The following is a 25,882-nucleotide window of genomic DNA, read 5'->3' on the forward strand; positions in this document are numbered from 1 at the left end:
CACACCTGAAGACAGTACAACGATTTCACCCCTATATGATCCTGTAGCTCCAAGCGGTGAGTGGAGTCAGTCACCATGTCCGTCCCCGAATCAACCCCTCTCGCCCGCGCCACGACCGCATCGCTTCCGGCCCTGCCGGACACCCTCCGGACGGCCGCGTCGATCGCCGCCCTCCCGATCCAGTTCGTCGCCTTCTGGGTGGCGACGCTGCTCCCATTCACGTACCTCCCGCTGCTGGCGACGGGAATGGTGACGACTCACCGCGTCGGCTTCGCGGCGCTCGTCGGCGTGAACGCCGTTGCGTTCGTCGTGGGCCACTCGCACAACTCCCCCGAGTGAGGCGGACTGTCTAATCTCAGTTCCGGCGACCGGTCCGGACCCCGGACCGGAATCCCTTTTCACGCACCCGCGTAACGTGTGGGCATGGACGTACGCGAGATTCAGGACCTCGGCCCCGCGGAGCGGACGGCGCTGTTCGAGCGCGACGCGGGCATCGAGGAGGTACGGGAGGACGTACGCGACATCGTCGCGCGCGTCCGTGACGAAGGCGACGTCGCCGTGCGGGAGTTCTGCCGCGACTTCGACGGCGTCGAAGTCGGTAATCTGGACGTGACGGACGCGGCCGAACGCGCCCACGAGGAGGTCGACGACGACCTGCTGGCGGCGATCAAGACCGCCGCCGACAACGTGCGCGAGTTCCACGAGCGACAGGTGCCTGACGACTGGCGCGACGACTTCGACGGCCGGGAACTGGGGCGGCGCTTCCGCCCGCTCTCCCGGGTCGGCGTCTACGTCCCCGGCGGCGCGGCGGCGTACCCCTCCAGCGCGCTGATGGGCGTCATTCCGGCGAAGGTGGCCGGCGTCGACCACGTCGTCGTGGCGACGCCGCCCGCCGAGGAGATGAACCCCGCGACGCTCGCGGCCATCCACGAGGCGGGCGCCGACGCCGTCTACAGCGTCGGCGGCGCGCAGGCCGTCGGCGCGATGGCCTACGGGACGGAGACGGTCGACACCGTCCAGAAAATCGTCGGCCCGGGGAACCGCTGGGTGACGGCCGCCAAAGCCGAGGTCCGGGGCGATGTCGACATCGACTTCCTCGCCGGGCCGAGCGAGGTGCTCGTCCTCGCCGACGAGACGGCCGATCCGGCCTTCGTCGCGGCCGACCTGCTCGCCCAGGCCGAACACGACGCCCACACCTCGGTCGTCGCGGTGACGGACGACCCCGCGCTCGCCGACGCGGTGGCCGACGAGGTTGCGGCCCAGCTCCCCGACTGCGAGCGACAGGAGACGGTGGAGGCCGCCCTCGACAACGACGAGAGCGGCGTGTTCCTCGCGCGGTCGATGCCCGAAGCGGTGCTGTTCGCCGAGGAGTACGCGGCCGAACACCTCTCGATCCAGGCCGACGACGACGAGGCGTTGCTTGACCGCATCGACAGCGCGGGGAGCGTCTTTCTCGGCCCGTACACGCCCGTCGCGGCCGGCGACTACGCCTCGGGGACCAACCACGTCCTACCGACGGGCGGCGGGGCGAAACGCGTCGGCGGCCTCTCGGTCGAAACCTTCCTCCGGTCGACCACCGTCCAGCGCCTCGACCGAGCGGCGCTCGACGACCTCTCGGAGACCATCACGACGCTCGCCGAGGCGGAGGGGCTAACCGGGCACGCCGAGAGCGTCCGCCGGCGATTCGAGTGACTGGAGGGAGTGCGCCCGTCAGCGTTAACAGTCTCGGCGCCGTATTCCGCGATATGAGCACCGAGAGCGCCGACGGGACGAGCGACCGAGGCGTGGACGTGACCACCGAGGCGGCCGAGGAGGCCCTCGCACTGATGGACCGCGAGGGGATGGACGCGGACATCGGCGGCCTGCGGCTGTTCGTCCAGCAGGGCGGCTGTGCCGGTCTCTCCTACGGCATGCGGTTCGACGACGAACCGGAGGACGACGACATGATCGTCGAACACCACGGCCTTCGGGTGTTCGTCGACCCAGCCAGCGCCGACTACATCGGCGGGTCCGTCCTCGACTACGAATCCGGCCTCCAGGCGGAGGGCTTCCACGTCGAGAACCCGAACGTCGTCTCCGAGTGCGGCTGTGGCGAGTCGTTCCGCACCTGATACGGATTATTGTAACTGTTTGCTGGTGTTCGCCGGGACGGTCCGGCGGCCCACCGGCATTGACTGCCAATAAACCATATGAACACCCCGACACGGCTTTCTCGCGTCTGGAATCGTGGTAACACTTATCATCCGACACTGCGTATCGGATCGTACATGGCCCCTGTTACCATGCCACCGGTCGAAGAGGCACGGACCGTGTTCCGCCGCCTCGGATACGCCGTCGACGGCGACGGTGCCGACCTCCGTGCCGAGCGGAAGTGGCGAACCGTCCACGTGACCGCACTCGACGCCGACGAGGCGTCGTCGCCCCGACAACTGCGCGCCGACGGCGGGACGACCGACTATCGCCTCCGATGTTTCGTGACGTGGATGGAAGCCGCAGGGGGCCTCCGTGACCGCCTCACCGGGATCGATCCGGACTACGAGTGGGCCGTGATCGGCGTCGACGGCGAAGAGTACGAAGTCGTCGACCGCGCCGTGGCGTAGGCGGCCCTATACATTTACGTACCGAGCGACCCCGAGGTAGCGTATGCTCGGCGTCGCACTCCAGTCGTCGCTCGTTCGGCGCGCGTTTCTCGACTTCGTCGATCAGTTACTGGACGCCATCCCGACGCTCATCAGCGGCATCGTCTTTCTCGTGCTGGCGGCCATCCTGGTCAAAGGTATCCTCTTCGGCCTGAAAACCGCACTCTCTCGGACGATGCCGGGGGAATCCCCCGTCTACCGGCAGTTCGTGACGACCATCGTCGCCGTCTTCCTCTGGTTCGGCGTCGGCCTCGCGACGCTCTCCATCGTCGGCCTCGACGGCATCGCGGCGTCGCTCGGCACCTCCGCCGGGTTTCTCGCCCTCGGCATCTCCTACGCCACGGGCGACATGATCGCCGACGCCGTGGCCGGGGTGTACCTCCTCCGCGATCCGGATTTCGAGGCCGGCGACACCGTCCGCGTCGGCGACATGGAAGGCGTCGTGAAATCCATCGAACTCCGGAAGACCCGTTTCGACATCGGCGACGACACCGTGGTCCGTGGCAACGCCGACATCGAATCCCGGTGGACGAAAGTCGGCAGCGGAGAGGCGTAATCGCGCGTCGGATGTCGGCCGTGACGCCTGTTCACACCGCGCCCGCTCACTTTATGCGCGTGCCGCGAGAAACGCAACCGTGTTCGTGGGTCACGCTGCGGTCGCGTTCGCCCTCGTGGGAGCCGTTGCGCTCCGTCGCGGGTGGCCCGCCGAGCGGGCCCTCACCATCGGCCTCGTCGCCGGCGGATTCGCCGCCCTCCCCGACATCGACATCGCGTACGCGCTCGTCGGCGTCGCGAGCGCCGCCGGCGGCGACGCGCTGGCGCTCGCGAGCGCGTTCTGGGCGACGGGGAACGTCGTCCACCGCGCGGTGACTCACTCGCTCGTGTTCGCGCCGGCGGTAGCGGTCGTGGCCGCGCTCCGCACCGCCGGTCCGACCGCCCGGTGGTTGTCGTGGCCGCTCGGCCTCTCGCTCGTCGCTATCGCCGGCCTCGTGAGCGGGGCGCTCGGCGCGGCCGTCACGCTCCCGTTTGTCGTCGGGAGCGTGGCTCTCGGCCACCTCGTCGCCAGCCGAACCGGGTTCACGACGCGGCAGGTGTTCGCCGCTGCGCTGATCGGCCTGGCGTCGCACCCCTTCGGCGACCTCTTCACCGGCGAACCGCCGGCGATGCTCTACCCCGTCGACGCGGCGCTGGTCGGCGACCGGATCGCACTCGCGGCCGACCCCACGCTCCACCTGCTCGCCACGTTCGGCCTCGAACTCGCCACCGTCTGGGCGGCGCTGGCCGTCGTCTGCGTGGCAACTGGACTCCGGCCGACGACGGCCGTCGGCCCGCACGCCACCCTCGGCGCCGGCTACGCCGCGAGCGTCGTCCTCATCCCAGCGCCGACGCTCGAACTGTCCTACCCCTTCGTCTTCTCGGTCCTCGGCGTCGGTCTCGTCGGGGCACTCCCCCGCGTTCGGTTCGTCGGCCGGGTCGACGGGCCGACCGTCGAACCGCCGGACTGGCTGACTGCCCTCGTGACCGGCCTCGCGGCGATCACCGTCGCGTGGCTCGCGTACACCGTCGCCTACGTCGTCATCGGCTGAAAAATAACGTCACCGAGGTCGACGACCGCCGAAGACGGTCAGTATCCGCGAGAGATGAGATACTCCGCGGTGTCCTCGAGCAGCGACCGCGCCTCGTTGTCGGGGAGGATGTCGAGGTCGGCCTTGCTCTCGTCGACGAGCTCGCGGGCCTTCCCCCGGGCGTAGTCGATGCTGCCCGCCTCGTGGAGCGTCTCGACGGCCTCCGAGACGGCCTCGTCGGTGAGCGACTCGGCGTCGTCGGCGTCGACCAGGTCGTCCACGTCGACGCCCTGCTGGCGGGCGTGCAGCGTGATGAGCGTCTCCTTGTTCTCGACGAGGTCGGAGCCGCGCTGCTTGCCGAGCTTCGCCGAGGGAACCGTCAGGTCGAGCACGTCGTCCTGAATCTGGAACGCCGTCCCGGAGTGGATGCCGTACCGGTAGAGGGAGTCGACAACCTCGTCGGCGGCGTCGAGCAGGACGGCCGGCGTCGCGGCAGCGTCGCCGTACAACACTGCCGTCTTCGACTCGACCATGTCGATGTACTCCTCGGGGAGCACGTCCCGCCGACGCTCGAACTCCACGTCGAGGGCCTGTCCCTCGCAGATACGCGTACAGGTGTTGGCCAGCATCCGCATCGCTTCCAGCCCGTTTTCGGGGGCAGCCCCCGTTCCCGCCATGATCTCGAAGGCGGTGGAGTAGAGCGTGTCCCCCGCCAGGATGGCGGTGTCGACATCGTAGGCCTCGTGGACCGACGGCACCCCACGGCGGAGCGCGTCGTCGTCCATGATGTCGTCGTGAATGAGGGTGAACGACTGGATGACCTCGATGCTCACGGCGCCGGCCATGACGTCCACCGCGTCGCCGTCGAGCGCGGGGAACTGGCGGTAGTCGACGGAGAGCGGCGGCACGTCGGCGATGGCCTCGGCGGCCAGCAACGACACCGTCGGCCGGAGGCGCTTGCCGCCGGCTTTCAGCAAGTATCGGGAGGCTTCGTACAGCCGTTCGGGTTCGGCCAGCGGGAGTTCCTCCTCAATGGCGTCGTTGACCTGTTCGCGTCGCTCGCGAATCGCAGCGAGCACCCGCTCTTCCGTCGCGTCAGTCGTCATTCGACCAGTTGGATCATGTTGCCGTTACGGGTGACGTGCAGGTCCCGGCCCAGCGCGTAGCCCTGACTCTCACACAGGTCGACGTAGGGCGCGAACCCTTCGAGGTCCTGGTGGGCGGGGATGACGTGCTGGGGCTGGAGGGCGTCGAGCATCTCGTAGTGCCCCTCCTGGCGCAGGTGGCCCGAGACGTGGATGTCGTCGTAGATGCGCGCGCCCTGCATGCGGAGCAGGCGTTCGGACTGGTAGCGCTGGCCCTCGTTCGTCGGCTCCGGAATCACCCGGGCCGAGAAGATGACCTTGTCGCCGTCGTCCAGTTCGTACGGCGTCTCGCCGCGGCCCATCCGCGTGAGCATCGCGCGCGGCTCGCCCTGGTGGCCCGTGACGATGGGCAGGAAGTTCTCCTTGCCCTCCTTCATGATTCGTTTGAAGGTGCGATCGACGGACTTGCGGTGGCCGTACATCCCCAGGTCGTCCGGGAAGTCGACGAAGTCCAGGCGTTCTGCAGTGCCCGAATACTTCTCCATCGAGCGGCCGAGCAGGACGGGCTGGCGCCCGATGTCCTCGGCGAACTCGACGAGACTACTCACGCGGGCGATGTGGGAACTGAACGTCGTCGCGACGATGCCGCCGTCGTAATCCTCGACGGAGTACATCACGTCGCGGAGATGCTTGCGGGCGACGGACTCGCTGGGCGTGCGGCCCTTGCGGCCCGCGTTGGTGCAGTCCTCGATGTAGGCGAGGACGCCCTCGCCCTCGCGGCCGATCTCGCGGAACCGCTCCATGTCGATGGGATCGCCGATGACCGGCGTGTGGTCCATCCGCTTGTCGAGGCCGTAAACGACGGCCCCTTCCGGCGTGTGGAGAACGGGGTTGATCGCGTCGATGATCGAGTGGGTGACGTTCACGAACTCGAGATCGACCTTGCCCGAGTCGCCGATGGACATGGTTTCGCCCGCGTCCATCTTCACGAGGTCGTTGCCGACCGTGAACTTGCTCTCCCCTTCGACCTGCTGTTTCACCAGTTCGATGGTAAAGGGCGTCGCGACGATGGGGGCGTCGTAGCGGTGGGCGAGTTTCGAGATGGCGCCGATGTGGTCGAGGTGACCGTGGGTGGGGACGATCGCCTGCACGTCCCCTTCGAGGTCGCTCATCACCCGGTCGTCCGGGATGGCGCCCATGTCGATCAGGTCGAGACTGTGCATCTGTTCGGTTTCGACGTTGTCGTGGATCAGCACCTGCGAGAGGTTCAGACCCATGTCGAAGACGACGACGTCGTCACCGGCACGGACGGCAGTCATCTGCCGCCCGACTTCTTCGTAGCCGCCGATTGTTGCGATTTCGATTTCCATGGTTTCCGAGCATTGAAACGCCACGTCTGTGGCACGGTGCTCACTCAAAGGCGGGTTCGGGGGCCATCGGCCCCGGCGTCTTGCAGCACGTCGGTCGCTGATCCCCGCGTGTGGCGTCGGCCACACTTGCCCGCGGGTCGCTGGTAGGGGAGGCTACACACGCCGGTGATAAAAACTACGTGGGTTGCCGCGGCGGTCGGGCGGCCCTACGACTGCGCGATGTCCCGGACGACATCGGCGACGTGTGCGAACGCGACGCCCGCCCGGTCGGCGGTCACGGCGTCGCTCTCGGAGTCGCCAACGAACAGCGCCGCGTCGGGGTCGCCGCCGAGACGGGCGATCGTCGTCAGCAGGGGTTCGGGGTCGGGTTTTCGCGTTGTCAGCGAGTCCCGCCCGACAACGGCGTCGACGTGCGACGACAGGTCGTGGCGGTCCAGCGCCCGCCGACACGCCGCCTCGGCGTTGAGCGAGCAGACGCCGATGGGGGCACCGTGGTTGGCCACATAGTCGGCGAGAGGGAGACGGAACGACCGCTCCGCGCCCCGGTGTTCGTGAGCGGCGAGCGTCGCCTCCAGTTCCTCGGCCACCCCGTACTCGGGCGCCATCTCGAACAGCGACCAGAGGTCCGCGTCGTCGACGGCGACCCCCGCGTCGGCGAACGTCGCCGTCGCGTCCCGGGCGGCCGCGTTCCAGTTGACCGCCAGGCGGACGAGCGTCCCGTCGAGGTCGTACACCACGGTGTCGTGGTCGGTCTGCACGGGGGTGCCTAGCGTCGGGTGAACTATGGGGGCTTCGGTTCCGGTGGCGCGCTCGTTCGACAGAACGCTTTTGTGGGCGTATCGAATACGCTCGCGTATGCCGACGACCGTCGGTCACTCCGGACAGCGGATAGCCTTCGAGCGCTACCGACCGCGCGAGGAGTGCTGTTGCTGTCTCCGTCCTCTAACGCGACCGACGGCGTCGTCCGCCCGGTATCCGGCCCACGCGGCAACGCGTCCGCCGGTCGCCCCGTTCGTGGGTGACCGCGGGCGGCTCTCCGGCCATGTTCGCGCGCGGTGAGCGCCTGCTCGCGGCCGCCCGCCGCCGCGTGAGCGAGGACGTGGCCGCCGTCCGCGAACGCGACCCCGCTGCGGGGAGTCTGCTCGTGTTGCTCACCTGTTATCCCGGTCTGCACGCGCTGTGGACCTACCGGATCGCCCACCTGCTCTGGACGGGTGGCCACCAGACGGCCGCGCGCTTGCTGTCGCAGTTCGCCCGGCTGCTGACCGGCGTCGAGATTCATCCCGCCGCCGACATCGGCCGACGCTGTGTCATCGACCACGGCATCGGCGTCGTGATCGGGTCGACCGCCGAAATCGGCGACGACGTGCTCATCTACCACGGCATCACCCTCGGCAACCGCGTTCCGCGGGATGGCAAACGCCACCCCACCATCGGCGACGAGGTGATGCTCGGCGCGAACGCGACAGTGCTCGGCCCGATCGAGGTCGGCGACGGCGCGACCGTCGGCGCCGCCGCCGTCGTGGTTCGGCCGGTCGCGCCCGGCGTCACCGTCGTCGGGAACCCGGCACGACCCGCCGGCACGACGCCCCTCGCCGACGAGCAAGACGCCGACGGGGCCGAGCGGATCGATCGCATCGTCTGTGACGGCGGCGAGCAGGACTGATACGGTTTATTGTCACTGCCGTCCGGTGGGCCGCTGGGAGGGTCCATCGACCCACCGGTACTGACTGACAATAAACCGTATGACGACCGGCGTCGTCACACCTTGTTTTCGCGAAGTGCGGCGACGACGGTGTCGGCGTCGGCATCGAGGCCGCCACCCTGAGCGAACGACGGCCCACCACCACCGCCACCGCCGAACGCCCCCGTCACGGCGTCGACGATATCGCCAGCGTCGGCGCTCGCCTCTCCCGCCGTCGCGACGGCGACGAAGGGCGCGCCGCCCTCGCCGACAACCGCGACGACATCGCTCCGCTCGCCGACTCGCTCCTGGACCGCGTCGCCGACCTCGTTCGGCCCGAAGTCGGCGACGGTGCCGACCGTCCACACGGCACCGTCGCGGTCGACCGTCGGGAGACCGGCGAGGCGGGCGTCGAGCACCTCGGTCTTGTATCGCTCGCACTCCGTGGCCAGTTGGTCGCGCTCGGCCCGGAGGTCGGCGACGGCGTCGTCGAGCGCGGCGATCCTCGTCCCGAGTTCGCGCGCCGCGCCGAGGGTCGCGCGTCGCACCTCGGCACGGCGGTCGACGGCCGGCGGGCCGACCGCGAACTCGACGCGGGTGAGCCCTTCGCCGGGGTTCGAGCGGTCGACCACCTCGACCGGCCCGATTTCGCGGGTGTTCGTGACGTGTGTGCCGCCACAGGCAGCCACGTCCCAGCCCTCGATATCCACGAGACGGACGGTGTCGGCGTCGGCCATCACGCCCTCCTCGGTCTGCGTGTTGAACGCCACGTCGTCGCGGGCGAGCGCCTCGTCGACGGGGACCGACTCCCACGAGACGGGGCGGGAGTCCCACACTGCGCGGTTGGTCAGGCGTTCGAGTTCGGCGAGCACTCCGTCGTCGATGTCGGTCGAGGTAGCGAAATCGACGCGGACCTTCTCGTCGTCGATGCCGAACCCGCCGTAGCCCAGGTCATCGAACAGTCGACGCCCCGCGCCGTAGAGCAGGTGACTAGCGGTGTGGGCGCGGGTACAGTAGGTGCGGAAGTCGTCGGCGACGACGCCGGCGACGGTGTCGCCGGGCGCGAACGCGGGATCGTCGGCCAAGCGGTGGACCACGGCGTCGCCGTCGGTCTGTACGTCCGCGACGGGAACGCCACCGATCGTTCCACGGTCGGCGGGTTGGCCGCCGCTCTCGGCGTAGAAGTAGGTTCGGTCGAGGGCCACCGATCGGCCGTCGACCGCGTCGACGGTGGCTTCGAACTCCCGGACATCGGGTTCCGCGGGTGCGAGCGTCTGCATGTCCACCAGTACGAACGGCGGTCGCGTAAAATCGTTCGCTCTCGGAGGAATTATCGGCAGTCAGCAGCGACGCTCGCCGGGATGGGCCGGCGAGGCGCTATCGACGGGGACGAATTTCCGATCACTCGTCGACGAGGGTCACGTCGAGGCGCTTCTCGACGGCGCGGACGACCGATCCGCCGACGCCGGCCCGCGCCGCACGCCCCTGTTCGAGCGCGAGGACATCGTCCTCGTCGGCTTCGAGGTCGGCGGCGAGTTCCTCGACGGTGAGTCCCGCCGCCTGTCGCGCGTCTTCGACGCGGTCGCCGTAGTCGGAGACGAGATAGGGCAGCCGGTCGGATTCGTAGTCAGTCCCCTCCTCCTCCCAATGCTTGGTGTTGCTCTGGGCCGCGTCGTGAACGCGGGCAGTATTTTGGGCCGCTCGCTTGCGGCGGTTTGGTTCGTCAGCGTCGGTTCGGGACCCGCCGGACCCGGACCGCGAGTCGGAGCCAGCGCCGCCGCGCCCATCCGTGTCGTCGTGTGGCGCACAGTCCGAACAGACCAGGAGACTTGCGCCCGCGACGTTCGCCTGCTTCAGGTTCGACGTTTCGTACCCGCAGAGTTCGCAGGCGTCGCCGTCGCCGTCACCGCCGCCCGATCCGGTAGAGTATTTCGCCATACACCGTTGTAGCCGGTCGTCCTATTTGAACTCCGTGTCCGACTACGCCGACAGCGGCCGCTCGCTCTAGCGGCGGGGCCGCTCACTCCGGAAATAGCGGCGGCGCCAACCCTTCCCGCTCAAGGAGTTCGATTTCGTGGCCGTCCTGGTCGGTCGTGAACGCGTACCGGTCGTCACACGAGGCCGGATCGCGGTAGTCGGGCGCCTCCCGCACCATCAGTTGCTCCCAGTCGTCGTGGAGGTCGTCGACGCGCACACAGAGATGGCCCCAGGCGTCGCCCAGTTCGTACCGACGGCCGTCGTAGTTGTACGTGAGTTCGACCGCCATCGCTTCCGGCGGCGCGTCCGCGGGTTTCGTGAAATAGTTCGCGAAGGTGTCGGCCTCCCACCGGCCCGTGGGGACGTGTTCGAACTTCCGGGTCCAGAAGCCGAGTGCCTCGTCCGCGTCCTCGACGCGGATCATGGTGTGATCGAGGCTCCACCGGGCGCCGTGGTCGCGCTCGACGATCTCCACCTCGTGGCCGTCGGGGTCTTTCACGAACGCGTAACTCCCGCCACAGGAGTCGGGGTCGCGGTAGTCCTCGACGCCCGCGTCCATCAGTTCCGCGTAGGCGTCGTAGACATCCTCGACGCGGACGGCGATGTGGCCCCAGGCGTCGCCCATCTCGTCCGGGCTGTCGCCGTGGTTGGACGTGAGTTCCAACATGGCGCCCTCCTCGTGCATCCCCTCGGGGCCGAGATAGACGTTGGTGAAGCCCTCGGCCTCCCAGCGGTCTTTCTCCTCGTAGTCGAGGTGTGACTGGTACCACTTTAGCGACGCGTCGAGATCGGCGACCCGCATCATCACGTGATCGAGCGTACCGAACATGGGCGAGAGGACGGCCGGAACGCCGAAAAGCGTACCGTCTCTCATACGGTTTATTGGAAGTCAGTACCGGTGGTCGCCAAGACAGGTCGGCGACCCACCGATAGCCAGTGACAATAATAGCCGTATCACGCCCGCGCGTAGACGTACCACGCGACGCCCCAGCAGGCGGCGGTACCGAGGGGGTACGCGACGCGGCCGGGCTGGAGCGCGAACCCGCGGGCGACCGACAGCCCCGCGATGCCGGCACAGACGAGGAGGCCGGCAGTGACGCGAGTGTCCTCGCGGTCCGCGACGGCCCCGACGACGGCGCTCGCGAGCGCGAGCACATAACAGAGCACGGAGAGCGGCCACGCGAGGATGTACGACGGCAGGCCGGTGGTGTACCGGCCGAGGAAATGCGCGAGCGTCGTCACCGACGGCGCCGCGGGATTGACGAGCCCCCACGCGAAGACGAGCGTCGTCGGCCCCGCGTCGTAGGCGAGGACGGTCCACGGGACGGCGAGGAGAGCGAGGACGACGGCGACGCGACGGGCCGGCGGCACGCTACTTCCGCGCGACGACGCGGAGGACGTCCTCGTCTTCGAGTTCGTGGTCACGGCCGACCTGCTGGTCGTCGTGTTTCGCGCTCGGGCCGGTGACGCGGGCGAAGCGGAAGCGCTCGTCGAGCGTCCCGCCGAGGTTCCGGAGGGCGTCGTCGACGGTGTGGTTGCCCCGCCGCAGGACCAGCGGTTCGTCGTAGTCGACGCCGCGACCTGGCTTGTCCATGTACACCCGGATGAGACCGAGCGCGTCCCAGATTTCCTCCTTGAGGGCGTCGAGACCCCTCTCCTCCTCGGCGCTGATGAAGATGACCTCCTCGGGGTCGAGACCGTGTTCGCGCAGGTCGTCTTTCACCGTCGGGAGGTAGTCCTCGTCGATGAGGTCGGCCTTGTTGACGGCGACGATAGAGGGGAGATACTCCCGGTTGTCCTGAATGCCGTCGATGAGTTCGTCGATGGTACAGTCGCCACGGATGGTCACGTCGGCGTTGACGTAGCCGTGTTCGCGCAGGACGCTCTTGATCGTCTCCTCGTCGAGGCTGACGTCGTCCGATTTGGTGACGCGAAGCCCTCCCTTCCCCGTCTTGGAGATGGAGAGGTTCGGTGGCGAGGTGTCGAGACGCACCTTGTTGGCGTAGAGTTCCTCGCGCAGGCGGTCGTACTGCTGAATCTCGAACACCGAGAGGACGAAGACGACGAGGTCGGTGGTGCGGACGACCGACAGCACCGCCTGCCCGTCACCGCGCCCGCCGGCTGCGCCCTCGATGAGCCCCGGCACGTCGAGAATCTGGATGTTCGCGCCATTGTGCTTGAGCATCCCGGGGTTGACGTCGAGCGTGGTGAACTCGTACTCGCCGACTTCGCTCTCGGCGTTCGTGAGGGCGTTGAGAAGCGTCGACTTGCCGACGCTGGGAAAGCCGACCAGACCGACGGTGGCGTCGCCCGTCTTCTCGACGGCGTACCCCTGTCCGCCGCCAGAGGAGGCCTGCTTTTCGAGTTTCTCCTTTTTCTCCGCGAGTTTCGCCTTCAGCCGACCGATATGCTGTTCGGTGGACTTGTTGTACGGCGTGTCGGAAATCTCCTCGCGGAGGTCCTCGATCTCCTCCTCCAGACCCATTATATCGTATTCCGCCGTCGGCGTCGAAAAACCTGTTCTTTCCAGGCCACCCAAGTGATAGAACTTCGACACGGTTATACCGAGGTGCTGGGTGGGTTAGGGTAGATCATCGATGCCGGATCCCGAGCGGTTGCGAGACAGCACGCAGATCGTGGTGCCCTGCGAGTCGCTGTCCGGACTGCGCGACGACATCGAATCGGAGTTTTCCGTCTCCGTCTTCGCGGTCGAGGAGTCCACCTGCCGGATCGTCGGCAGTCCGGTCGAGATCAAGGCGGTCGGCCGACTGCTCGCGCGCCATGGCATCAACGTCGCCTGATACGGATTATTGTAACTGTGTACCGGTGGGTCGCTGGGACGGTCAAGCGACCCACCGGTACTGACTTCCAATAAACCGTATGAGACGGCCGTTGTCACCGTCGTCGGGCGCGTCGTCGACGACGCGCCGGTCGCGACGGCGGCTCTCACCCAATATCCGGGTCGAAGCGTTTTCTACAGTCGGTCCCGTACGGCACGTCATGACCGAAGAACCGGGACTGAGCGACCAGTATCGGATGGCCAGCCCGTGGCCGCCGTTCGTCGCGTTCGGCATCCCCATCGCGGAGCTAGGCATCCTGTTCGACGTGTTCGCCGTCGCCGTCGGCGGACTCCTCCTGTTCTGTGGGAGCGTGACCGGGATGGCCCGGGAGGCGGGCTACGTGAAGACGGTATGGCGGCCGCTCGTCGTCTTCGCTGCCCTCTTGCTCGTCGTCGGAGGCGCCCTCGCGTTCACCGACATCGGCCTCGTGACGCGTGGCTACGCGATCATCACCGCGGGCGTCCTGCTCGCGCTAGCCGGCGTGGGCGGTGAACTGCTGGTGCCCCGGCGGACCGCCGCCTGATCGGTGCGATAGAAACCTATTTGAGTGGGGTGTGTTATGGAGCAGGTATGGCGACGAAAGTGTTCGATCGGGACACCCTCCTCGATCTGACGGTGAACTTCATCCCGCTGTTCATCATCCTCTTTTTCATCGTCGGATACGCCGTCTACAGCCCCTTCGGCGTGGATCAGGTGTCGCGCATCCTCCAGTACGTGCTGCTGGTCGCACCGTTCGTGCTCCTGGCGATCCTGACGTACCTGTCGGGGAAAGCCATCGCGACGACGGAGAAAACCGATCCGGTGTACCTGCCAGGCGGGGCCACCGTCGAGGGCGCCGAACCGATCGAAGAACACGAGGAGTGATACGGTTTATTGGAAGTCAGTACCAGTGGATCGCCGACCCGCCTTGGCGACCCACCGGTGGACAGTTACAATAGTATGACGGCCGAACGCGGGCGTGTCGAGCGCCCCTCGAAGAGCCTCGCGTGGCGGCCAATATCGCCCGACGCATACCCGAATATTTCTTAACCCTGGGTTCCTGACCAACGTCCATGCAGATCACCGGACAGTTAGCGTTGACGGTGCTCATGGGGCTCTTCCTCGTGATCATCGCCGCGTGGCTCGCGCGGATCGAAGACTGGCGGTCGTACACACCACTCGGGAGTGGCGGGGCGGCCGGCAAGTCTGGGCACGTCTCACAGGAGAAGCCGGCCGGCATCAGTCGCTGGCTGACGACGGTCGACCACAAAGACATCGGGATGCTGTACGGCGTCTACGGCGTGATCGCCTTCGTCGTCGGCGGATTGATGATCATGATCATGCGGATCGAACTGCTCGATCCGGAGATGACGCTGATCTCGAACACGTTCTACAACTCGCTGCTGACGAGCCACGGCATCACGATGCTGTTCCTGTTCGGGACGCCCATCATCGCGGCGTTCTCGAACTACCTCATTCCGCTGTTGATCGGGGCGGACGACATGGCGTTCCCCCGGATCAACGCCATCGCGTTCTGGCTGCTACCGCCGGGCGCGCTCCTCATCTGGGCGGGCTTTTTCCCGCTCGGCGACGTGATCCCCGCCCAGACCGCCTGGACGCTCTACACGCCGCTTTCGGCGGGCGTTGGTGGTGGCAATCAGGCCAACGCCGGAGTCGACCTCATGATCCTCGGCCTCCACCTCACCGGCGTCTCGGCGACGATGGGGTCGATCAACTTCATCGCGACCATCCTCACCGAACGCGCCGAGGAAGTCACCTGGGCCAACCTCGACATCTTCTCGTGGACCATCCTCACCCAGTCCGGCCTCATCCTCTTCGCCTTCCCCCTGCTCGGGAGCGCACTCGTCATGCTCCTGCTGGACCGCAACCTCGGAACCAGCTTCTTCGCGATCGAGGCCGGGGGCACCATGCTCTGGCAACACCTGTTCTGGTTCTTCGGACACCCCGAAGTCTACATCCTCGTGTTGCCTCCGATGGGCATCGTCAGCTACGTCCTGCCGCGCTTCTCCGGCCGGCGGCTGTTCGGGTTCAAGTTCGTCGTCTACTCCACGCTCGCCATCGGCGTGCTCTCCTTTGGCGTCTGGGCCCACCACATGTTCGCCACCGGCATGGACCCACGCCTGCGCGCCTCGTTCATGGCCGTCTCGCTCGCCATCGCCATCCCGTCGGCCGTCAAGACGTTCAACTGGATCACGACGATGTGGAACGGGAAGCTCCGCCTGACGACGCCGATGCTGTTCTGTATCGGCTTCGTCTCGAACTTCATCCTCGGCGGTGTGACCGGCGTGTTCAACGCGTCCATCCCGGTCGACCTCGTGCTCCACGACACGTACTACGTCGTCGGGCACTTCCACTACATCGTCATGGGCGCCATCGCCTTCGCCGGCTTCGCCGGGCTCTACTACTGGTTCCCCATGGTCTCCGGCCGGATGTACCAGCGCCGCCTCGGCAAGTGGCACTTCTGGCTCTGGATGATCGGCTCGAACATCACGTTCCTCGCGATGCTCGTGCTCGGGTACGGCGGCATGCCTCGACGGTACGCCACCTACCTGCCGCAGTTCGCGACGGCCCACCAGGCGGCGACGCTCGGTGCCGTGCTGATGTTCGTCGGTGGACTCATCTGGGCGTACAACTTCGTCACCTCGTGGATCGAAGGGCCGAAAGTCCAGGACGGCGATCCCTGGAACCTCCGCGAGGACGGCATGTACACCAACGAATGGCAGTGGTTCGAGAACCAGCAGGAGACGGCGCTCGCGGACGGCGGCGACGAGACTGCCGCCGACGACTGAGACGGGTCGTCGGAACCGGTTTCCGTCCATCGTCTCGCGCACTGACGGCCGACGGCTACGTTTCTTGGAGGATGTATCGGAAGTCGGCAGAGATTCTCTCGGAAGTCGTCCCCGCGAGAATCCCTGGACAGTTACGACACTCCCTATTACGTCGCTAGCAGAATTCCGGTGACGAACATCAGCAGGGCGACACTGCCGAGAATGATACCGAGGATATCGGTGTTGCTCATACGCGGAGCCAGGACGCGTATCGGCAAAGGCCCATCGGTCCGAAGGGAAAGGGCTAATCGGAGCGCGGCCCTATCGCGACCGTGACCGACTCCCGTCTCGACGGTCGTCGCTTCGTGTTGGGGCTCTACGCCGTCGTCATCGGTATCGCAGGGCTGCTCGGCCTCATCCTCGGCGAGTACGTCCGTATGGGTAGCGGACCGCGGCTGTTCTTTCTGATTCCCCTTCCGTCGAACGGTCTCGGGTTCGCCGTGTTCGGGATGGTGACCGTCGCCGCCGGCCTGGGACTCCCGCTCGCGCTCGTCGTCTACGTCTCACAGCAGGCGGACGCAGTAGAGTAAAGACACTTATTCCTGGCTTTCGGAATGGCCAGTATGTATCACGTCATTATCGGCGTCGACGACAACGAGGAGCGGGCAGTCGCCTGTGCGCGCGCCGTCGCGGAGCTTCCGGGGGCCGAATCGGGCGCACGCGTCACACTCATTCACAGCTTCACCGACAACCCGAGCGGGGCGTCGGCGACCCAACTCGGCTCCGTACGTGACGCGACGGAGCTACTCGAAGAGCACGACATCGAGGTGTCGGTGACGGAGTCGAGCGGCGACCCCGCCGAGCAGATCCTCGACGTCGCGGAGACGGAGGACGCCGACCTCATCGTCGTCGCCGGACGGAAACGGTCGCCGACGGGCAAGGCGCTGTTCGGCAGCGTCACCCAGTCGGTGATCCTGAACACGGACCGCCCGGTGATGGTCGCCGGTAGCCCCGATCAGTAACAGCCGTCGAACTGCTCGGCGTACGTCTCGGGTGACTGCCGACCGGTCACCACGGCGTCGAGCGTCCCGCCGACGAAACAGCAGACCGCGGGCGCAGTATCCACCTCGAACTCCTGGCGGAACGCGGGGACGGACTCGCCGTCGACGCCCGCGAGGGCGACCGATTCGGGAAGCGCGTCGCGCAGGGAATCCAGGTCTTCTTTCAGCGATTCACAGGGCGCACAGTCGTGACGCCACACCGTCACGACGGCGTCGGGATGGTCGTCGAGAAACGCCCGCCACTCCTCGTCGTCGAGTTCGGTGAGCGAGTCGGGCACCGGCGACGCGGGAGAGAGCTCGACGACCAGCGACGCCATCGCCGCGAGCGGTTCGTCCGCGGTGTCGAGAAACGACTGGAGCGCGAGGTAGGCGATCAGGTCGTCGCGGGTGATCGCCCCGTCATCGATCCGCTCGGCGGCCGTCGCCTCGTCGACGCCGAACACGTCCGCGACCGTCTGCCGGAAGGCGTCGTCGCCGACGCTGGCGTAGGAGTCGCGGTACACCCGGCGCGCCGATTCGAATGCGGGCGTCGTGACGAGCGTCCCGCCGTCGCGTTCTGCGACGGCGTCGGTTTCGAGCAGGCGGTCGAGGGCGGCCTCGAGGGCTGCTTCCGATGGGCCGGCCATCTCAGACACCCAGGTACCGCTCGCGGGTCTCGTCGTCGTCGCGGAGCTCGTCGGCCGTTCCGTCGAAGACGACGGCTCCCTGGTCGACGACGTACGCTCGGTCCGCGATCTTGATCGCGGCCGCGGCGTTCTGTTCGACGAGGAGGATCGTCACGCCCTGGTCGTTGATACGCTCGATCGCTGCCTCCACGTCCTCGACGATCTTCGGGGCGAGGCCCTCGTACGGTTCGTCGAGGAGGAGGAGGTCAGTGCTCTGTTTGAGCGCGCGGGCGATGGCGAGCATCTGTTGTTCGCCACCCGAGAGCGTCCCCGCCTTCTGTGTCTTGCGCTCGCTGAGGCGAGGGAAGTCCTCGTACACCTGCTCGGTGGACATGGACTGACCGGTCGACGTGCGCGGGCGCCGCCAGGTGTTCGAGGCGTTGCGCGACACCTCCGCGATTTTGAGGTTCTCCGCGACGGTGAGGTTGGGGAAGACGCGCCGCTCCTCGGGCACCAGCGAGATGCCCTGCATGGCGACATCGTCGGCTTCCATCCCGGTGATATCCTGGTCTTTGAACTGGACCGACCCGCTGCGAACGGTTGGCGGATCGGCGCCGGCGATGGAGCGGAGCGTCGTGGTCTTGCCAGCCCCGTTGCGACCGAGGAGGGTGCAGATTTCACCCTCCTCGACGGTCATCGAGAGGTCGCGCAGGATGTGACTCTCGCCGTAGTAGGCGTCGATGTGGTCGACGTCGAGCAGACTCACAGGTCGACACCTCCGAGATACGCCTCCTGCACGTCGGAGTCGCCGCGTATCTCCTCCGGCGTCCCCTCCGCGATGATCTGGCCGCGGTTGAGCACGACGATGCGATCGGAAATACTGAAGACGATTTCCATGTCGTGTTCGATGAGGACGAACGTGAGACCGAGTTCGCGTTTGACTTCCTCGACGAGGTCCACTGTCGCCTCCGTCTCCTCGGGCGACATCCCCGCCGTCGGTTCGTCCATCAGCAGGAGGTCGGGTTCGGCCGCCAGCGCGATACCGATTTCGAGGCGACGCTTGTCGCCGTACGGTAGGTCGGATGCGGTACGGTCGGCCTGATCAAGCAGTCCGACGGCGTCGAGAGTGTCGGCCGCGACCTGGTGGACGCCCGAGAGGCTGTCGCGGTGTTCGAGAAACTTGAACCCGAACGAGCCGTGCTCGGCGGCCAGCGCCGCGATTTCGGCGTTCTCTCGAACCGTGAGATCCGAGAAGATGGACGCCGTCTGGAACGACTTGCTGATCCCCATCTGAACGACCTCGTGGGGGTCGCGGTTGACGATGGATTCGCCCTTGAATCGGATGTCGCCCGCCGTCGGATCGAGACGGCGCGTGATGAGGTTGATGAGCGTCGACTTGCCGGCGCCGTTCGGGCCGATGATGGAGACGCGTTCGCCCTCGTTGACGGTGAGGTTCACGTCGTCGGTGGCGACGAGGCCGCCGAACTCCTTGACGAGGTCCTCGGTTTCGAGCAGCGCCATCAGTCCTCACCTCCCGTGACGTAGTCCCGCACGTCGCTGAGGAATCCCCAGACTCCGCGGGGGAACACCCAGATGGTGACGACGAAGACGACACCGAGAATGAGATGCCAGAACGGCCCGATGGTTTCGAAGCCGCTGACGATGTTCTCGACGTAGAGGTAGATGCCGGCGCCCACGATGGGGCCGAACAGCGACCCCGTGCCGCCGAGGACGGTCATGATGACCACCTCGCCGCTCTCGGTCCAGTAGAGCGACGACAGCGGAACGTAGGACCCGTCGATGGTGTAGAGGCTGCCGGCGATACCGGCGAAGAGGCCGGACAGGATGAACGACATCAGCTTGTATCGCCAGACGTTCAGCCCGACGAATTCGGCGCGCTGTTCGTTCTCGCGGATGGCCCGGAACACCATCCCGTACGGCGAGTTGAGGATGCGGTAACCGAGCGCGATACAGAGGAGCGTGAAGGCCGCCACGAAGGCGTACATCCACGTGCTGAGGAGCATTCCCAGCACGGACGGGAGTTCGGATTCGAGCGCGATGACACCGAGGAAGTCCCCCGTCTCGATGCCTGTGAGGCCGTTCTCCCCGCCAGTGATGAACGCCAGGGGCGAGGAGGACAGGTAGAACATCATCTGTGCGAACGCGAGCGTGAGGATGGCGAAGTAGATGCCACCCCGACGCAGCGACAGGAAGCCAAGCAGCCACGCGAGCAGGACGGCGAATGTCGTCCCGGCGAGCATCATCAGAATCGGGGAGCCCGAAACGTGCTGGCTGAAGACGCCGGCAGTGTAAGCGGCCGACCCCCAGAAGGCCGCGTGGCCGAACGAGAGCAGGCCGGTGTAGCCGAGCAGCAGGTCGAAGCCGAGCGCGAAGATGCCCCAGATGAGGATGAGCGTCGCGAGCCCCTGATAGCCCTGTACCACGTCGCTCACGACGGGCATACGCGAGAACACGTAGGGGAACAGACCGAGGACGACGGCCGCTGCCGCCATCACGCGGAGCTCGTTGCCACGGGGTGCAAAGATGCCGGCTATGGAGCCCTCATCGGTCCCGCCATCGGTGGCGGGCGTGGGCTGGTCGCTCACGGTGCCACCCCCTCTTCGCCGAGCAGTCCCTGTGGCCGCACCAACAGGACGATAGCGGCGATGGCATAGAGGCCCACCTGTGCCCACGCGGAGTATGTGGCGATGAGGATGGCCTGAGTGAGCCCGAATAGAATGCCGCCGAGGACGGCGCCCGCGATGGAGCCGACACCGCCGATGACGACGGTCAGGAAGGCAGGAACGAGAACTTCGTTCCCGATGGTCGGATTGACCGGATTGAGCGGCCCACCGACGACGCCGGCGACGCCGGCGAGCGCCGCACCGATACCGAAGACGACGATGTAGGGTCGGCTCAGCCGGATACCGAGCAGTTCGACCATCTCCGGGTCACGGGTGCCCGCGCGGACGATGAGGCCGAAGTCGGTGTACTCGACCAGCAGGTAGACGATGAGCACCAGCACGGCCGTGATGCCGATGACGTAGTATCGCCACGAGGAGATGGGGATGCCGGCCAGGAAGGGAATCTGCGGCGGTCCCTGTGCCCACGCTGGTTGGCTGAATGGGAGGCTGCTCGAGCCGAACATGATCTTGAACACCTCCTGGACGATGATGGCCAGTCCGAACGTGACGAGAATCTGGTCGGTGTCGGGGCGGTCCTTGAACGGTTCGACGACCCAGCGCTCCATCCCCAGTCCGACGATGAACACCACGAACGGGACGATTATCAGCGCAGGAATGTAGCCCAGTCCGAGACCGAGCGTCTCGACGCCCCACTCCGAGAGTTGGCCGCCGGTCAGGTTGATTTCGAGCGCGATCAACAGGCCCGCGTAGGTGCCGATGAGGTAGAGGGCACCGTGAGCAAAGTTGACGAACTTCAGGGTTCCGAGGATGATGGAGAGACCCACCGCCAGCAGGATGTAGATGGCGCCCTGCTGGAGGCCGTTCAGCAGGACGGTAATTGCCTCGATGTGGAAACTCATCATCTCACCCCGCGCCCCCGAGGGCGGGATGCAAGTGGTACTAGCATGTCTGCGTGTATCTTTATCATAATCGACTATAATCTTGCGCTACGGAACGCCGCCGGGGTTGCCGGCGTCAGTTACTCGTCGCCGTACTCGCCGAGTTCACATTCGGCCGCCGGACCTTCGTCACAGGCGTAGCCGACGTCGTCCCGGCTCGTGAGGTTGATGAGTTCGTAATACTGTCCCGACTCCTGCTCGGATTCGGGCAGACCGCGAACGACAGGGACGGCGCGCTGGGCCTGGTGGTCGCAGGCGCGCATCGTCTCGGGGCCCATGCCGATGTTGTCGTACTCGTAGCCCTCGAGTTGGCGGATGACCTCGGGCGGGTAGAACGTGCCCGCTCGCTCAGCCGCGGCAGCGTACTGGAGCGTCTGGGCGTACGCGAGCTGTGCCACGCCGGAGGGAAGGCGGTCGTACTCGTCCTGGAACGCCTGCGTGAACTCCTGGGACGGTGTGTTGTCGATCTGGGAGTCCCAGGCGACGGTGCCGAAGACGCCCTCGATGGCGCCGCCGGCGGCCTCGGCCATCGGTCGGTTGTAGAGCGGGAGGAGGATTTCCATATCCTCGTCGAGGCCCGCGTCGACGGCCTGACTGACCGATGTCGCACCGTCGAGCCCGTAGTGGTTGAGGACGAGCACGTCGGCGCCGGAGTTCGCGGCCTGGGAGAGATACGACGAGTAGTCGCTGGTGCCGAGCGGCGTCGCGACCGAGTCGACCTGTGACCAGCCCGCCGTCTCGGTCAGGAACTGATTCATCGACTCCTGCTGTGTCTGGCCCCAGCTGTAGTCAGCGTAGAGCTGGTAGAACTCCAGGTCCGTACCGTATTCCTCGCGGACGACCGGTGCGAGCGCCTGTCCCGTCATGTACGCGTTGAAGACCTCGCGGAACCCGTACCGGGCGCAGTCGACGCCGGTGGTGTCGTTGGAGTGGGTGAGACAGGCCATGAACATCACGCGCTCGTTCTGACACAGCCCCTGCACCGCGATGGCGACGGCGGAGGACGACCCGCCGGTGACCATGATGACGTCGTCGCGCTGAATCATCCGGGAAGCCGACTGGCGCGCCTGGTCGGCGTCGGTGGCCGTGTCGCCAGTCACCGAATCGATCTGATAGTCGAGGACGCCGTCGCCGGAGAGGTCGTCGAACTGCGTGTCGACCCAGCCGCCGCCGTTGTTCAGGTGCTGAACCGCGAGTTCGTACGCACGGAGTTCGTCCTCCCCCTCGGAGGCGTACGGGCCGGACTGCGGGACGTTGAACCCGAACGTGGCCGTATCACCCTCGACGGGGTAGTTGCCGAGCGCGGGGTACTCCGAACTGCCGCCCCCGCCACCACCGCCGGAACAGCCAGCCAATCCTGCGAGGCCGACCGTTCCGGCCGCGCCCGCCGCCTTGATCACGTCACGTCGTTCCATACCGCCACCATTGCTACCCATACACAACCCGCCGGCCACAATGTTAATAATAGTTTCTGTTCTTAGGATATCTAATCGGGCAAGATTATTCGAAAAAACCCGTCAGCGAAGACCTTCGGCGACGGCGGGGAGCGTCGTCACGCGTCGGTCAGGTTCGGCACCGATCGTCTCGGGCGGATCGCGCTGCCGGTTCACCCACGTCGTCGCCATTCCTGCGTTGCCGGCGCCGGCGACGTCCCACGCGTTCGAGGAGACCAGCCGACAGTCCGGGAGCGAGCGACCGAGCGTTTCGGCGGCGTGTTCGTAGACGGCGGGGTCGGGTTTGAACGTCCGGACGGCGTGGGCGCTGATGATGTCGTCGACGTGGGCGAGCAGCCCCGCGTTCTCCGCGAGGCGTTCGAGCATCTCCGGATTGCCGTTCGAGAGGATCACCACGTCGTGTCCGGCAGCCGACAATCGGTCGAGCGTCTCGGCGGCGCCGGAGAAGGGTTCGAGGTGGTCGTAGGCGTCGCGGATGCGTTCTCGGGTCTCAGCGTCCGGGTCCAGGTCGTACTGGGCGAGCGCGTAGTCGAGGGCGTGGGTCGTGATCGACCAGAACGGCTCGTAGTCGTCCATCTGCGCGCTCTGGTAGGAGTACTGCAGTTGCTTGCGTCGCCAGGTTTCGTCGACGGCGGCGACGAGCGTCTCGGCGACGCCGAGTTCCTCGCCGAGACGAGCGCGTACGCTACTCGTGTCACACAGCGTCCCGTACATGTCGAAGCAGAGTCCGGCCATGGGTGAGGCGAGGGCGGCGAGCCTCTTGGTTCGTTCCCTCGAGCCCACCGCGACACTTTAAGGAGCGCCCCCGCACACATCACCGGTATGGACATCCGCGAGGCAACGGCGACGGATATCGAGGGTATCAGGACGGTCGCCCATCGGTCTCTCGCCGCGTCGTACGGACACGCACTGGAGGAAGACATCATCGCACAGGCGGTCGAACGGTGGTACGACGAGGAGACCCTCGCCGACGACCTGGACGACCCCGACACGGAGTTTCTCGTTGCCGTCGACGGCGACCGCGTCGTCGGCTTCGTCCAGAGCTACGTCGTCGACCGCCGGGACACGGTCGGCGAAATCGACTGGCTCCACGTCGACCCCGAGAGCCGGGGCAGCGGCATCGGTGACCGCCTCCTCGAAGAACTCGAACAACGCCTGCTGGAACACGGCGTCTCCCGCATCGAGGGCCGGGTACTCGAAGCCAACGAGGCCGGATCCGATTTCTACCAGACGGAGGACTTCGAACAGGTCGGCCAGCGCACCGTCGAAATCGGCGGCGAACCGTTCGTGGAGAATCTCTTCTCGAAGTTCCCCGAAACCGGTGGCCGGCAGGTGCTCACGGAGGCGACGACGCTGCCCGACGGCCGGCAGGTGTACGTCGCCCTTGACGAGAGCGTTCGCGGCTCGACCGGACCATTCTACGCGGTGTATCTCGACCGAGACCGCGCCGAGCGCTACGGCTACCTCTGTGGCAACTGCGATAGCTTCGCCGTCTCGATGGACACGATGGGCCGAGTCGTCTGTAACGACTGCGAGAACCGCCGCAAGCCGACGCGGTGGGACGCCAGCTACCTCTGAGACGGATTATTGTACTGTCTACCGGTGGGTTGGCGGCCCACCGGTCACGACTTACAATAAACCGCATGAGCCGATTACCCAGTTATAACACAAGCTATTACTCGGTGCACCTCGCACCGGCAGTCATGTACTGGCACCATATCGGAGGGTCGCTACCGTGGTAACGACCACCCGACTGCTCGGCCTGCTGACGGTCGTGTTGCTCGCCTTCGCCGCGTTCGGCGCGTGGTACGCGCGGGGTCGCATCGAGACGGTCGAAGACTACATCACGGCCCGAAACTCGGCGGGCGGGGGGACGCTGACGGCCACCCTCGTCGCCTCCAGTATGGGGGCGTGGATCCTGTTCAGTCCCGCCGAGGCCGGCGCGGCCTTCGGCGGCATCACGGCCGTCGCCGGCTACGCCGCGGGGTCGGCGCTCGCCCTCGCGGCCTTCGCCCTCATCGGCCCGCGCATCCGTCACCTGCTTCCACGGGGGCACAGCCTCACCGAGTACGCCTACGCCCGCTACGGGACGGCGATGTACGCCTACGTCCTCCTGGTGTCCGTCGCCTACATGTTCGTCTTCCTCGCGGCCGAGTTCACGGGCATCGCGAGCGCGCTCTCGCTGATCGCCGGCGTTCCCGGCTGGCAGACCGCGACCGTCGTCGGCGTCACCGTCCTCGCGTACACCGGCTACGGCGGGTTGCGAGCGAGCATCGTGACCGACACCGTCCAGACGGTGCTCATCCTGCCGCTCCTGATCGTGAGCGTCGTCGTCACCCTGCTCGCGCTCGGCGGCACCGACGCCGCCCACGCGTCCATCGTCGACACCGCCCCCGAACTGCTCGCGGTGGGGTCGGCGTCGGGGCTCGAGTTCGGCGCGTACGTCGTCGTCGCCGTCGTCGGCGCGGAGATGCTGAACCAGGCGTGGTGGCAGCGCGTCTACGCCGCGAGCGACGCGGGGACGCTCCGGCGCTCCTTCCTCGTCGCCGCCGTCGCCGTCGTGCCGATGGTCTTTCTCGCGGGCGTGTTCGGCCCCATCGCCGTCGGTCTCGGCCTGGTCGAGGCGCCCGCCGACGCGAGCATCTCCTTTTTCCTCGTCGTGACCGAAGTCCTGCCCGACCCCGCCGTCGTCGCGGTTGCCATCCTCGCGGTGCTGCTGGTCGTCTCCAGCGCCGACACCCTGTTCAACGCCATCGCGAGCGTCGTCACCGCGGATCTGCCGCGCCTCCTCGACGTGGACGACGACCGCCTCACGACCGCCGCCCGCGCGGTGACTGTCGGCGTCGCCGCCGCGGCGACGGTGGTCGGCGCCCAGGGCTACTCCGTGCTCACCCTGTTCCTCCTGGCGGACCTCCTCGCCGCGGCGACGTTCGTCCCCCTCCTCTACGGTCTCTACTCGCCACGGGCGTGGTCCGGCGGCGTGTTGCTGGCCAGTGCCACCGGTCTCGTCGTCGGCGCCGCCTTCTTCCCGCCGGCTCGGGGCGTCCTCCCGCTGGCGGCGCTCCCCGCGGCGTCGTACTTCAACGCCTTCGTCGGCGCGGCCGCCGTCTCGACCGTGCTGGCCGTGGTGACCGCGCGCCTCGGCGGCGGGCGGTACGACCTCGACCGACTCGACGAGGAGATGCAGGATCTCGACGAGGGGGGTGAGCGACGATGACGCTCTCGGCGCTCGGCTTCGCCGTCCTGGTCTG

31 protein-coding genes are annotated in these 25,882 nt (G+C 66.9%); 16 read left to right on the top strand and 15 right to left on the bottom strand.

The genetic code is table 11. The features are described from left to right. Nucleotides 1-75 precede the first annotated feature (75 nt). The 6 genes from MXB53_RS10070 to MXB53_RS10095 all read left to right on the top strand — a co-directional run bounded on the left by MXB53_RS10070 (nt 76) and on the right by MXB53_RS10095 (nt 4,225). Nucleotides 76-339 carry a DUF8028 family protein gene (locus MXB53_RS10070; RefSeq protein ID WP_248897231.1) on the top strand — a complete coding sequence of 88 codons (264 nt, stop codon included), beginning with the start codon at nt 76-78 and terminating at the stop codon, nt 337-339. Between the two features lie 84 nt (nt 340-423). Further along, on the top strand, nt 424-1,692 hold the full coding sequence (hisD, locus tag MXB53_RS10075; protein ID WP_248897232.1) for a histidinol dehydrogenase: 1,269 nt from the start codon (nt 424-426) through the stop codon (nt 1,690-1,692). Between the two features lie 53 nt (nt 1,693-1,745). After that, complete coding sequence (locus tag MXB53_RS10080) at nt 1,746-2,111, top strand: HesB/IscA family protein (RefSeq protein ID WP_248897233.1); 366 nt, start codon at nt 1,746-1,748, stop codon at nt 2,109-2,111. A gap of 156 nt (nt 2,112-2,267) precedes the next feature. Further along, nucleotides 2,268-2,600: a DUF7116 family protein gene (locus MXB53_RS10085; protein WP_248897234.1), complete on the top strand. Its 333-nt coding sequence runs from the start codon at nt 2,268-2,270 to the stop codon at nt 2,598-2,600. 43 nt (nt 2,601-2,643) lie between these two features. Continuing rightward, entirely contained in the window at nt 2,644-3,195 is a 552-nt protein-coding gene (locus tag MXB53_RS10090) for a mechanosensitive ion channel domain-containing protein (protein ID WP_248897235.1), read from the top strand. A 79-nt stretch (nt 3,196-3,274) separates the two neighbouring features. Next, complete coding sequence (locus MXB53_RS10095) at nt 3,275-4,225, top strand: metal-dependent hydrolase (RefSeq protein ID WP_248897236.1); 951 nt, start codon at nt 3,275-3,277, stop codon at nt 4,223-4,225. 38 nt (nt 4,226-4,263) lie between these two features. Here the strand turns inward: MXB53_RS10095 and idsA3 are convergent, their stop codons facing one another. The 3 genes from idsA3 to MXB53_RS10110 form a co-directional block, all read right to left on the bottom strand. Further along, entirely contained in the window at nt 4,264-5,310 is a 1,047-nt protein-coding gene (idsA3, locus tag MXB53_RS10100; protein WP_248897237.1) for a geranylfarnesyl diphosphate synthase, read from the bottom strand. Next, complete coding sequence (locus MXB53_RS10105) at nt 5,307-6,659, bottom strand: ribonuclease J (protein WP_248897238.1); 1,353 nt, start codon at nt 6,657-6,659, stop codon at nt 5,307-5,309. The genes idsA3 and MXB53_RS10105 overlap by 4 nt, the downstream gene beginning before the upstream one ends. A 206-nt stretch (nt 6,660-6,865) precedes the next feature. Beyond that, nucleotides 6,866-7,417, bottom strand: a complete 552-nt coding sequence (locus MXB53_RS10110) for an HAD family hydrolase (RefSeq protein WP_248897241.1) — start codon at nt 7,415-7,417, stop codon at nt 6,866-6,868. A gap of 97 nt (nt 7,418-7,514) precedes the next feature. Between MXB53_RS10110 and MXB53_RS10115 the strand changes: the two genes are divergently transcribed. Together MXB53_RS10115 and cysE are read left to right on the top strand one after the other, a co-directional pair. Beyond that, nucleotides 7,515-7,718, top strand: coding sequence for a hypothetical protein (locus tag MXB53_RS10115; RefSeq protein WP_248897243.1), 204 nt, complete (start codon nt 7,515-7,517; stop codon nt 7,716-7,718). Beyond that, nucleotides 7,702-8,325, top strand: coding sequence for a serine O-acetyltransferase (gene cysE, locus MXB53_RS10120; RefSeq protein WP_248897245.1), 624 nt, complete (start codon nt 7,702-7,704; stop codon nt 8,323-8,325). Before MXB53_RS10115 ends, cysE begins: the two co-directional genes overlap by 17 nt. Before the next feature lie 95 nt (nt 8,326-8,420). Here the strand turns inward: cysE and MXB53_RS10125 are convergent, their stop codons facing one another. The 5 genes from MXB53_RS10125 to MXB53_RS10145 form a co-directional block, all read right to left on the bottom strand. Further along, complete coding sequence (locus MXB53_RS10125) at nt 8,421-9,623, bottom strand: alanyl-tRNA editing protein (protein WP_248897247.1); 1,203 nt, start codon at nt 9,621-9,623, stop codon at nt 8,421-8,423. Nucleotides 9,624-9,744: 121 nt separating this feature from the next. Then, nucleotides 9,745-10,281, bottom strand: coding sequence for a helix-turn-helix domain-containing protein (locus tag MXB53_RS10130; RefSeq protein WP_248897249.1), 537 nt, complete (start codon nt 10,279-10,281; stop codon nt 9,745-9,747). A gap of 82 nt (nt 10,282-10,363) precedes the next feature. Further along, nucleotides 10,364-11,149, bottom strand: coding sequence for a VOC family protein (locus MXB53_RS10135; protein WP_248897251.1), 786 nt, complete (start codon nt 11,147-11,149; stop codon nt 10,364-10,366). Nucleotides 11,150-11,274: 125 nt separating this feature from the next. Further along, nucleotides 11,275-11,691, bottom strand: coding sequence for a TIGR04206 family protein (locus MXB53_RS10140; protein WP_248897253.1), 417 nt, complete (start codon nt 11,689-11,691; stop codon nt 11,275-11,277). 1 nt (nt 11,692) lies between these two features. After that, the gene (locus tag MXB53_RS10145) at nt 11,693-12,805 is read right to left on the bottom strand and encodes an OBG GTPase family GTP-binding protein (protein WP_248897255.1); all 1,113 of its coding nucleotides are present in this window, start codon (nt 12,803-12,805) and stop codon (nt 11,693-11,695) included. Nucleotides 12,806-12,917: 112 nt separating this feature from the next. Here MXB53_RS10145 and MXB53_RS10150 point away from each other — a divergent pair, with 112 nt between their 5' ends. The 6 genes from MXB53_RS10150 to MXB53_RS10175 all read left to right on the top strand — a co-directional run bounded on the left by MXB53_RS10150 (nt 12,918) and on the right by MXB53_RS10175 (nt 16,950). Beyond that, on the top strand, nt 12,918-13,121 hold the full coding sequence (locus tag MXB53_RS10150; protein WP_248897257.1) for a VNG_1110C family protein: 204 nt from the start codon (nt 12,918-12,920) through the stop codon (nt 13,119-13,121). A gap of 199 nt (nt 13,122-13,320) precedes the next feature. After that, nucleotides 13,321-13,683, top strand: coding sequence for a DUF7541 family protein (locus tag MXB53_RS10155; RefSeq protein ID WP_248897258.1), 363 nt, complete (start codon nt 13,321-13,323; stop codon nt 13,681-13,683). Nucleotides 13,684-13,730: 47 nt separating this feature from the next. Continuing rightward, a complete protein-coding gene (locus MXB53_RS10160) occupies nt 13,731-14,024 on the top strand; it encodes a DUF6684 family protein (RefSeq protein WP_248897260.1) in 294 nt (97 codons plus the stop codon). 224 nt (nt 14,025-14,248) lie between these two features. Continuing rightward, nucleotides 14,249-15,949, top strand: coding sequence for a cbb3-type cytochrome c oxidase subunit I (locus tag MXB53_RS10165; RefSeq protein ID WP_248898100.1), 1,701 nt, complete (start codon nt 14,249-14,251; stop codon nt 15,947-15,949). A gap of 311 nt (nt 15,950-16,260) precedes the next feature. After that, nucleotides 16,261-16,518, top strand: coding sequence for a DUF7520 family protein (locus MXB53_RS10170; protein WP_248897263.1), 258 nt, complete (start codon nt 16,261-16,263; stop codon nt 16,516-16,518). Between the two features lie 33 nt (nt 16,519-16,551). After that, entirely contained in the window at nt 16,552-16,950 is a 399-nt protein-coding gene (locus tag MXB53_RS10175; RefSeq protein WP_248897265.1) for a universal stress protein, read from the top strand. Here the strand turns inward: MXB53_RS10175 and MXB53_RS10180 are convergent. The 7 genes from MXB53_RS10180 to MXB53_RS10210 form a co-directional block, all read right to left on the bottom strand. Then, nucleotides 16,944-17,615 (bottom strand): thioredoxin family protein, encoded by a 672-nt coding sequence (locus MXB53_RS10180; protein ID WP_248897268.1) that lies wholly within the window; start codon nt 17,613-17,615, stop codon nt 16,944-16,946. The two genes, MXB53_RS10175 and MXB53_RS10180, sit on opposite strands and share 7 nt — an antisense overlap. A 1-nt stretch (nt 17,616) precedes the next feature. Continuing rightward, nucleotides 17,617-18,360 carry an ABC transporter ATP-binding protein gene (locus MXB53_RS10185; protein ID WP_248897270.1) on the bottom strand — a complete coding sequence of 248 codons (744 nt, stop codon included), beginning with the start codon at nt 18,358-18,360 and terminating at the stop codon, nt 17,617-17,619. Further along, entirely contained in the window at nt 18,357-19,115 is a 759-nt protein-coding gene (locus tag MXB53_RS10190) for an ABC transporter ATP-binding protein (protein WP_248897272.1), read from the bottom strand. The genes MXB53_RS10185 and MXB53_RS10190 overlap by 4 nt, the downstream gene beginning before the upstream one ends. Then, complete coding sequence (locus MXB53_RS10195; RefSeq protein ID WP_425601203.1) at nt 19,115-20,200, bottom strand: branched-chain amino acid ABC transporter permease; 1,086 nt, start codon at nt 20,198-20,200, stop codon at nt 19,115-19,117. The genes MXB53_RS10190 and MXB53_RS10195 overlap by 1 nt, the downstream gene beginning before the upstream one ends. Beyond that, nucleotides 20,197-21,138 (bottom strand): branched-chain amino acid ABC transporter permease, encoded by a 942-nt coding sequence (locus MXB53_RS10200; protein WP_248897273.1) that lies wholly within the window; start codon nt 21,136-21,138, stop codon nt 20,197-20,199. The genes MXB53_RS10195 and MXB53_RS10200 overlap by 4 nt, the downstream gene beginning before the upstream one ends. A 119-nt stretch (nt 21,139-21,257) precedes the next feature. Next, nucleotides 21,258-22,613, bottom strand: a complete 1,356-nt coding sequence (locus MXB53_RS10205; protein ID WP_345779705.1) for a substrate-binding protein — start codon at nt 22,611-22,613, stop codon at nt 21,258-21,260. 81 nt (nt 22,614-22,694) lie between these two features. After that, complete coding sequence (locus MXB53_RS10210) at nt 22,695-23,366, bottom strand: haloacid dehalogenase type II (protein ID WP_248897277.1); 672 nt, start codon at nt 23,364-23,366, stop codon at nt 22,695-22,697. An 87-nt stretch (nt 23,367-23,453) separates the two neighbouring features. Here MXB53_RS10210 and MXB53_RS10215 point away from each other — a divergent pair, with 87 nt between their 5' ends. Together MXB53_RS10215 and MXB53_RS10220 are read left to right on the top strand one after the other, a co-directional pair. Beyond that, entirely contained in the window at nt 23,454-24,209 is a 756-nt protein-coding gene (locus MXB53_RS10215) for a GNAT family N-acetyltransferase (protein ID WP_248897279.1), read from the top strand. A gap of 157 nt (nt 24,210-24,366) precedes the next feature. Further along, nucleotides 24,367-25,848 carry a sodium:solute symporter family transporter gene (locus tag MXB53_RS10220; protein ID WP_248897281.1) on the top strand — a complete coding sequence of 494 codons (1,482 nt, stop codon included), beginning with the start codon at nt 24,367-24,369 and terminating at the stop codon, nt 25,846-25,848. Nucleotides 25,849-25,882 lie beyond the last annotated feature (34 nt).

Origin of the sequence: Haloplanus sp. XH21 (assembly GCF_023276355.1) — an archaeon.
GTDB lineage: Archaea > Halobacteriota > Halobacteria > Halobacteriales > Haloferacaceae > Haloplanus > Haloplanus halobius.

Excerpts from the sequence above, each read along its gene's own strand:
- MXB53_RS10155 (WP_248897258.1), top strand. The coding sequence starts at position 13,321 with ATGACCGAAGAACCGGGACTGAGCGACCAGTATCGGATGGCCAGCCCG.
- idsA3 (WP_248897237.1), bottom strand. The coding sequence starts at position 5,310 with ATGACGACTGACGCGACGGAAGAGCGGGTGCTCGCTGCGATTCGCGAG.
- MXB53_RS10130 (WP_248897249.1), bottom strand. The coding sequence starts at position 10,281 with ATGGCGAAATACTCTACCGGATCGGGCGGCGGTGACGGCGACGGCGAC.
- MXB53_RS10150 (WP_248897257.1), top strand. The coding sequence starts at position 12,918 with ATGCCGGATCCCGAGCGGTTGCGAGACAGCACGCAGATCGTGGTGCCC.
- MXB53_RS10115 (WP_248897243.1), top strand. The coding sequence starts at position 7,515 with ATGCCGACGACCGTCGGTCACTCCGGACAGCGGATAGCCTTCGAGCGC.
- MXB53_RS10200 (WP_248897273.1), bottom strand. The coding sequence starts at position 21,138 with ATGAGTTTCCACATCGAGGCAATTACCGTCCTGCTGAACGGCCTCCAG.
- MXB53_RS10180 (WP_248897268.1), bottom strand. The coding sequence starts at position 17,615 with ATGGCCGGCCCATCGGAAGCAGCCCTCGAGGCCGCCCTCGACCGCCTG.
- MXB53_RS10165 (WP_248898100.1), top strand. The coding sequence starts at position 14,249 with ATGGGGCTCTTCCTCGTGATCATCGCCGCGTGGCTCGCGCGGATCGAA.
- hisD (WP_248897232.1), top strand. The coding sequence starts at position 424 with ATGGACGTACGCGAGATTCAGGACCTCGGCCCCGCGGAGCGGACGGCG.
- MXB53_RS10080 (WP_248897233.1), top strand. The coding sequence starts at position 1,746 with ATGAGCACCGAGAGCGCCGACGGGACGAGCGACCGAGGCGTGGACGTG.
- MXB53_RS10125 (WP_248897247.1), bottom strand. The coding sequence starts at position 9,623 with ATGCAGACGCTCGCACCCGCGGAACCCGATGTCCGGGAGTTCGAAGCC.
- MXB53_RS10105 (WP_248897238.1), bottom strand. The coding sequence starts at position 6,659 with ATGGAAATCGAAATCGCAACAATCGGCGGCTACGAAGAAGTCGGGCGG.
- MXB53_RS10135 (WP_248897251.1), bottom strand. The coding sequence starts at position 11,149 with ATGTTCGGTACGCTCGATCACGTGATGATGCGGGTCGCCGATCTCGAC.
- MXB53_RS10070 (WP_248897231.1), top strand. The coding sequence starts at position 76 with ATGTCCGTCCCCGAATCAACCCCTCTCGCCCGCGCCACGACCGCATCG.
- MXB53_RS10090 (WP_248897235.1), top strand. The coding sequence starts at position 2,644 with ATGCTCGGCGTCGCACTCCAGTCGTCGCTCGTTCGGCGCGCGTTTCTC.
- MXB53_RS10210 (WP_248897277.1), bottom strand. The coding sequence starts at position 23,366 with ATGGCCGGACTCTGCTTCGACATGTACGGGACGCTGTGTGACACGAGT.
- MXB53_RS10205 (WP_345779705.1), bottom strand. The coding sequence starts at position 22,613 with ATGGGTAGCAATGGTGGCGGTATGGAACGACGTGACGTGATCAAGGCG.
- MXB53_RS10175 (WP_248897265.1), top strand. The coding sequence starts at position 16,552 with ATGTATCACGTCATTATCGGCGTCGACGACAACGAGGAGCGGGCAGTC.
- MXB53_RS10215 (WP_248897279.1), top strand. The coding sequence starts at position 23,454 with ATGGACATCCGCGAGGCAACGGCGACGGATATCGAGGGTATCAGGACG.
- MXB53_RS10160 (WP_248897260.1), top strand. The coding sequence starts at position 13,731 with ATGGCGACGAAAGTGTTCGATCGGGACACCCTCCTCGATCTGACGGTG.
- MXB53_RS10085 (WP_248897234.1), top strand. The coding sequence starts at position 2,268 with ATGGCCCCTGTTACCATGCCACCGGTCGAAGAGGCACGGACCGTGTTC.
- cysE (WP_248897245.1), top strand. The coding sequence starts at position 7,702 with ATGTTCGCGCGCGGTGAGCGCCTGCTCGCGGCCGCCCGCCGCCGCGTG.
- MXB53_RS10145 (WP_248897255.1), bottom strand. The coding sequence starts at position 12,805 with ATGGGTCTGGAGGAGGAGATCGAGGACCTCCGCGAGGAGATTTCCGAC.
- MXB53_RS10190 (WP_248897272.1), bottom strand. The coding sequence starts at position 19,115 with ATGGCGCTGCTCGAAACCGAGGACCTCGTCAAGGAGTTCGGCGGCCTC.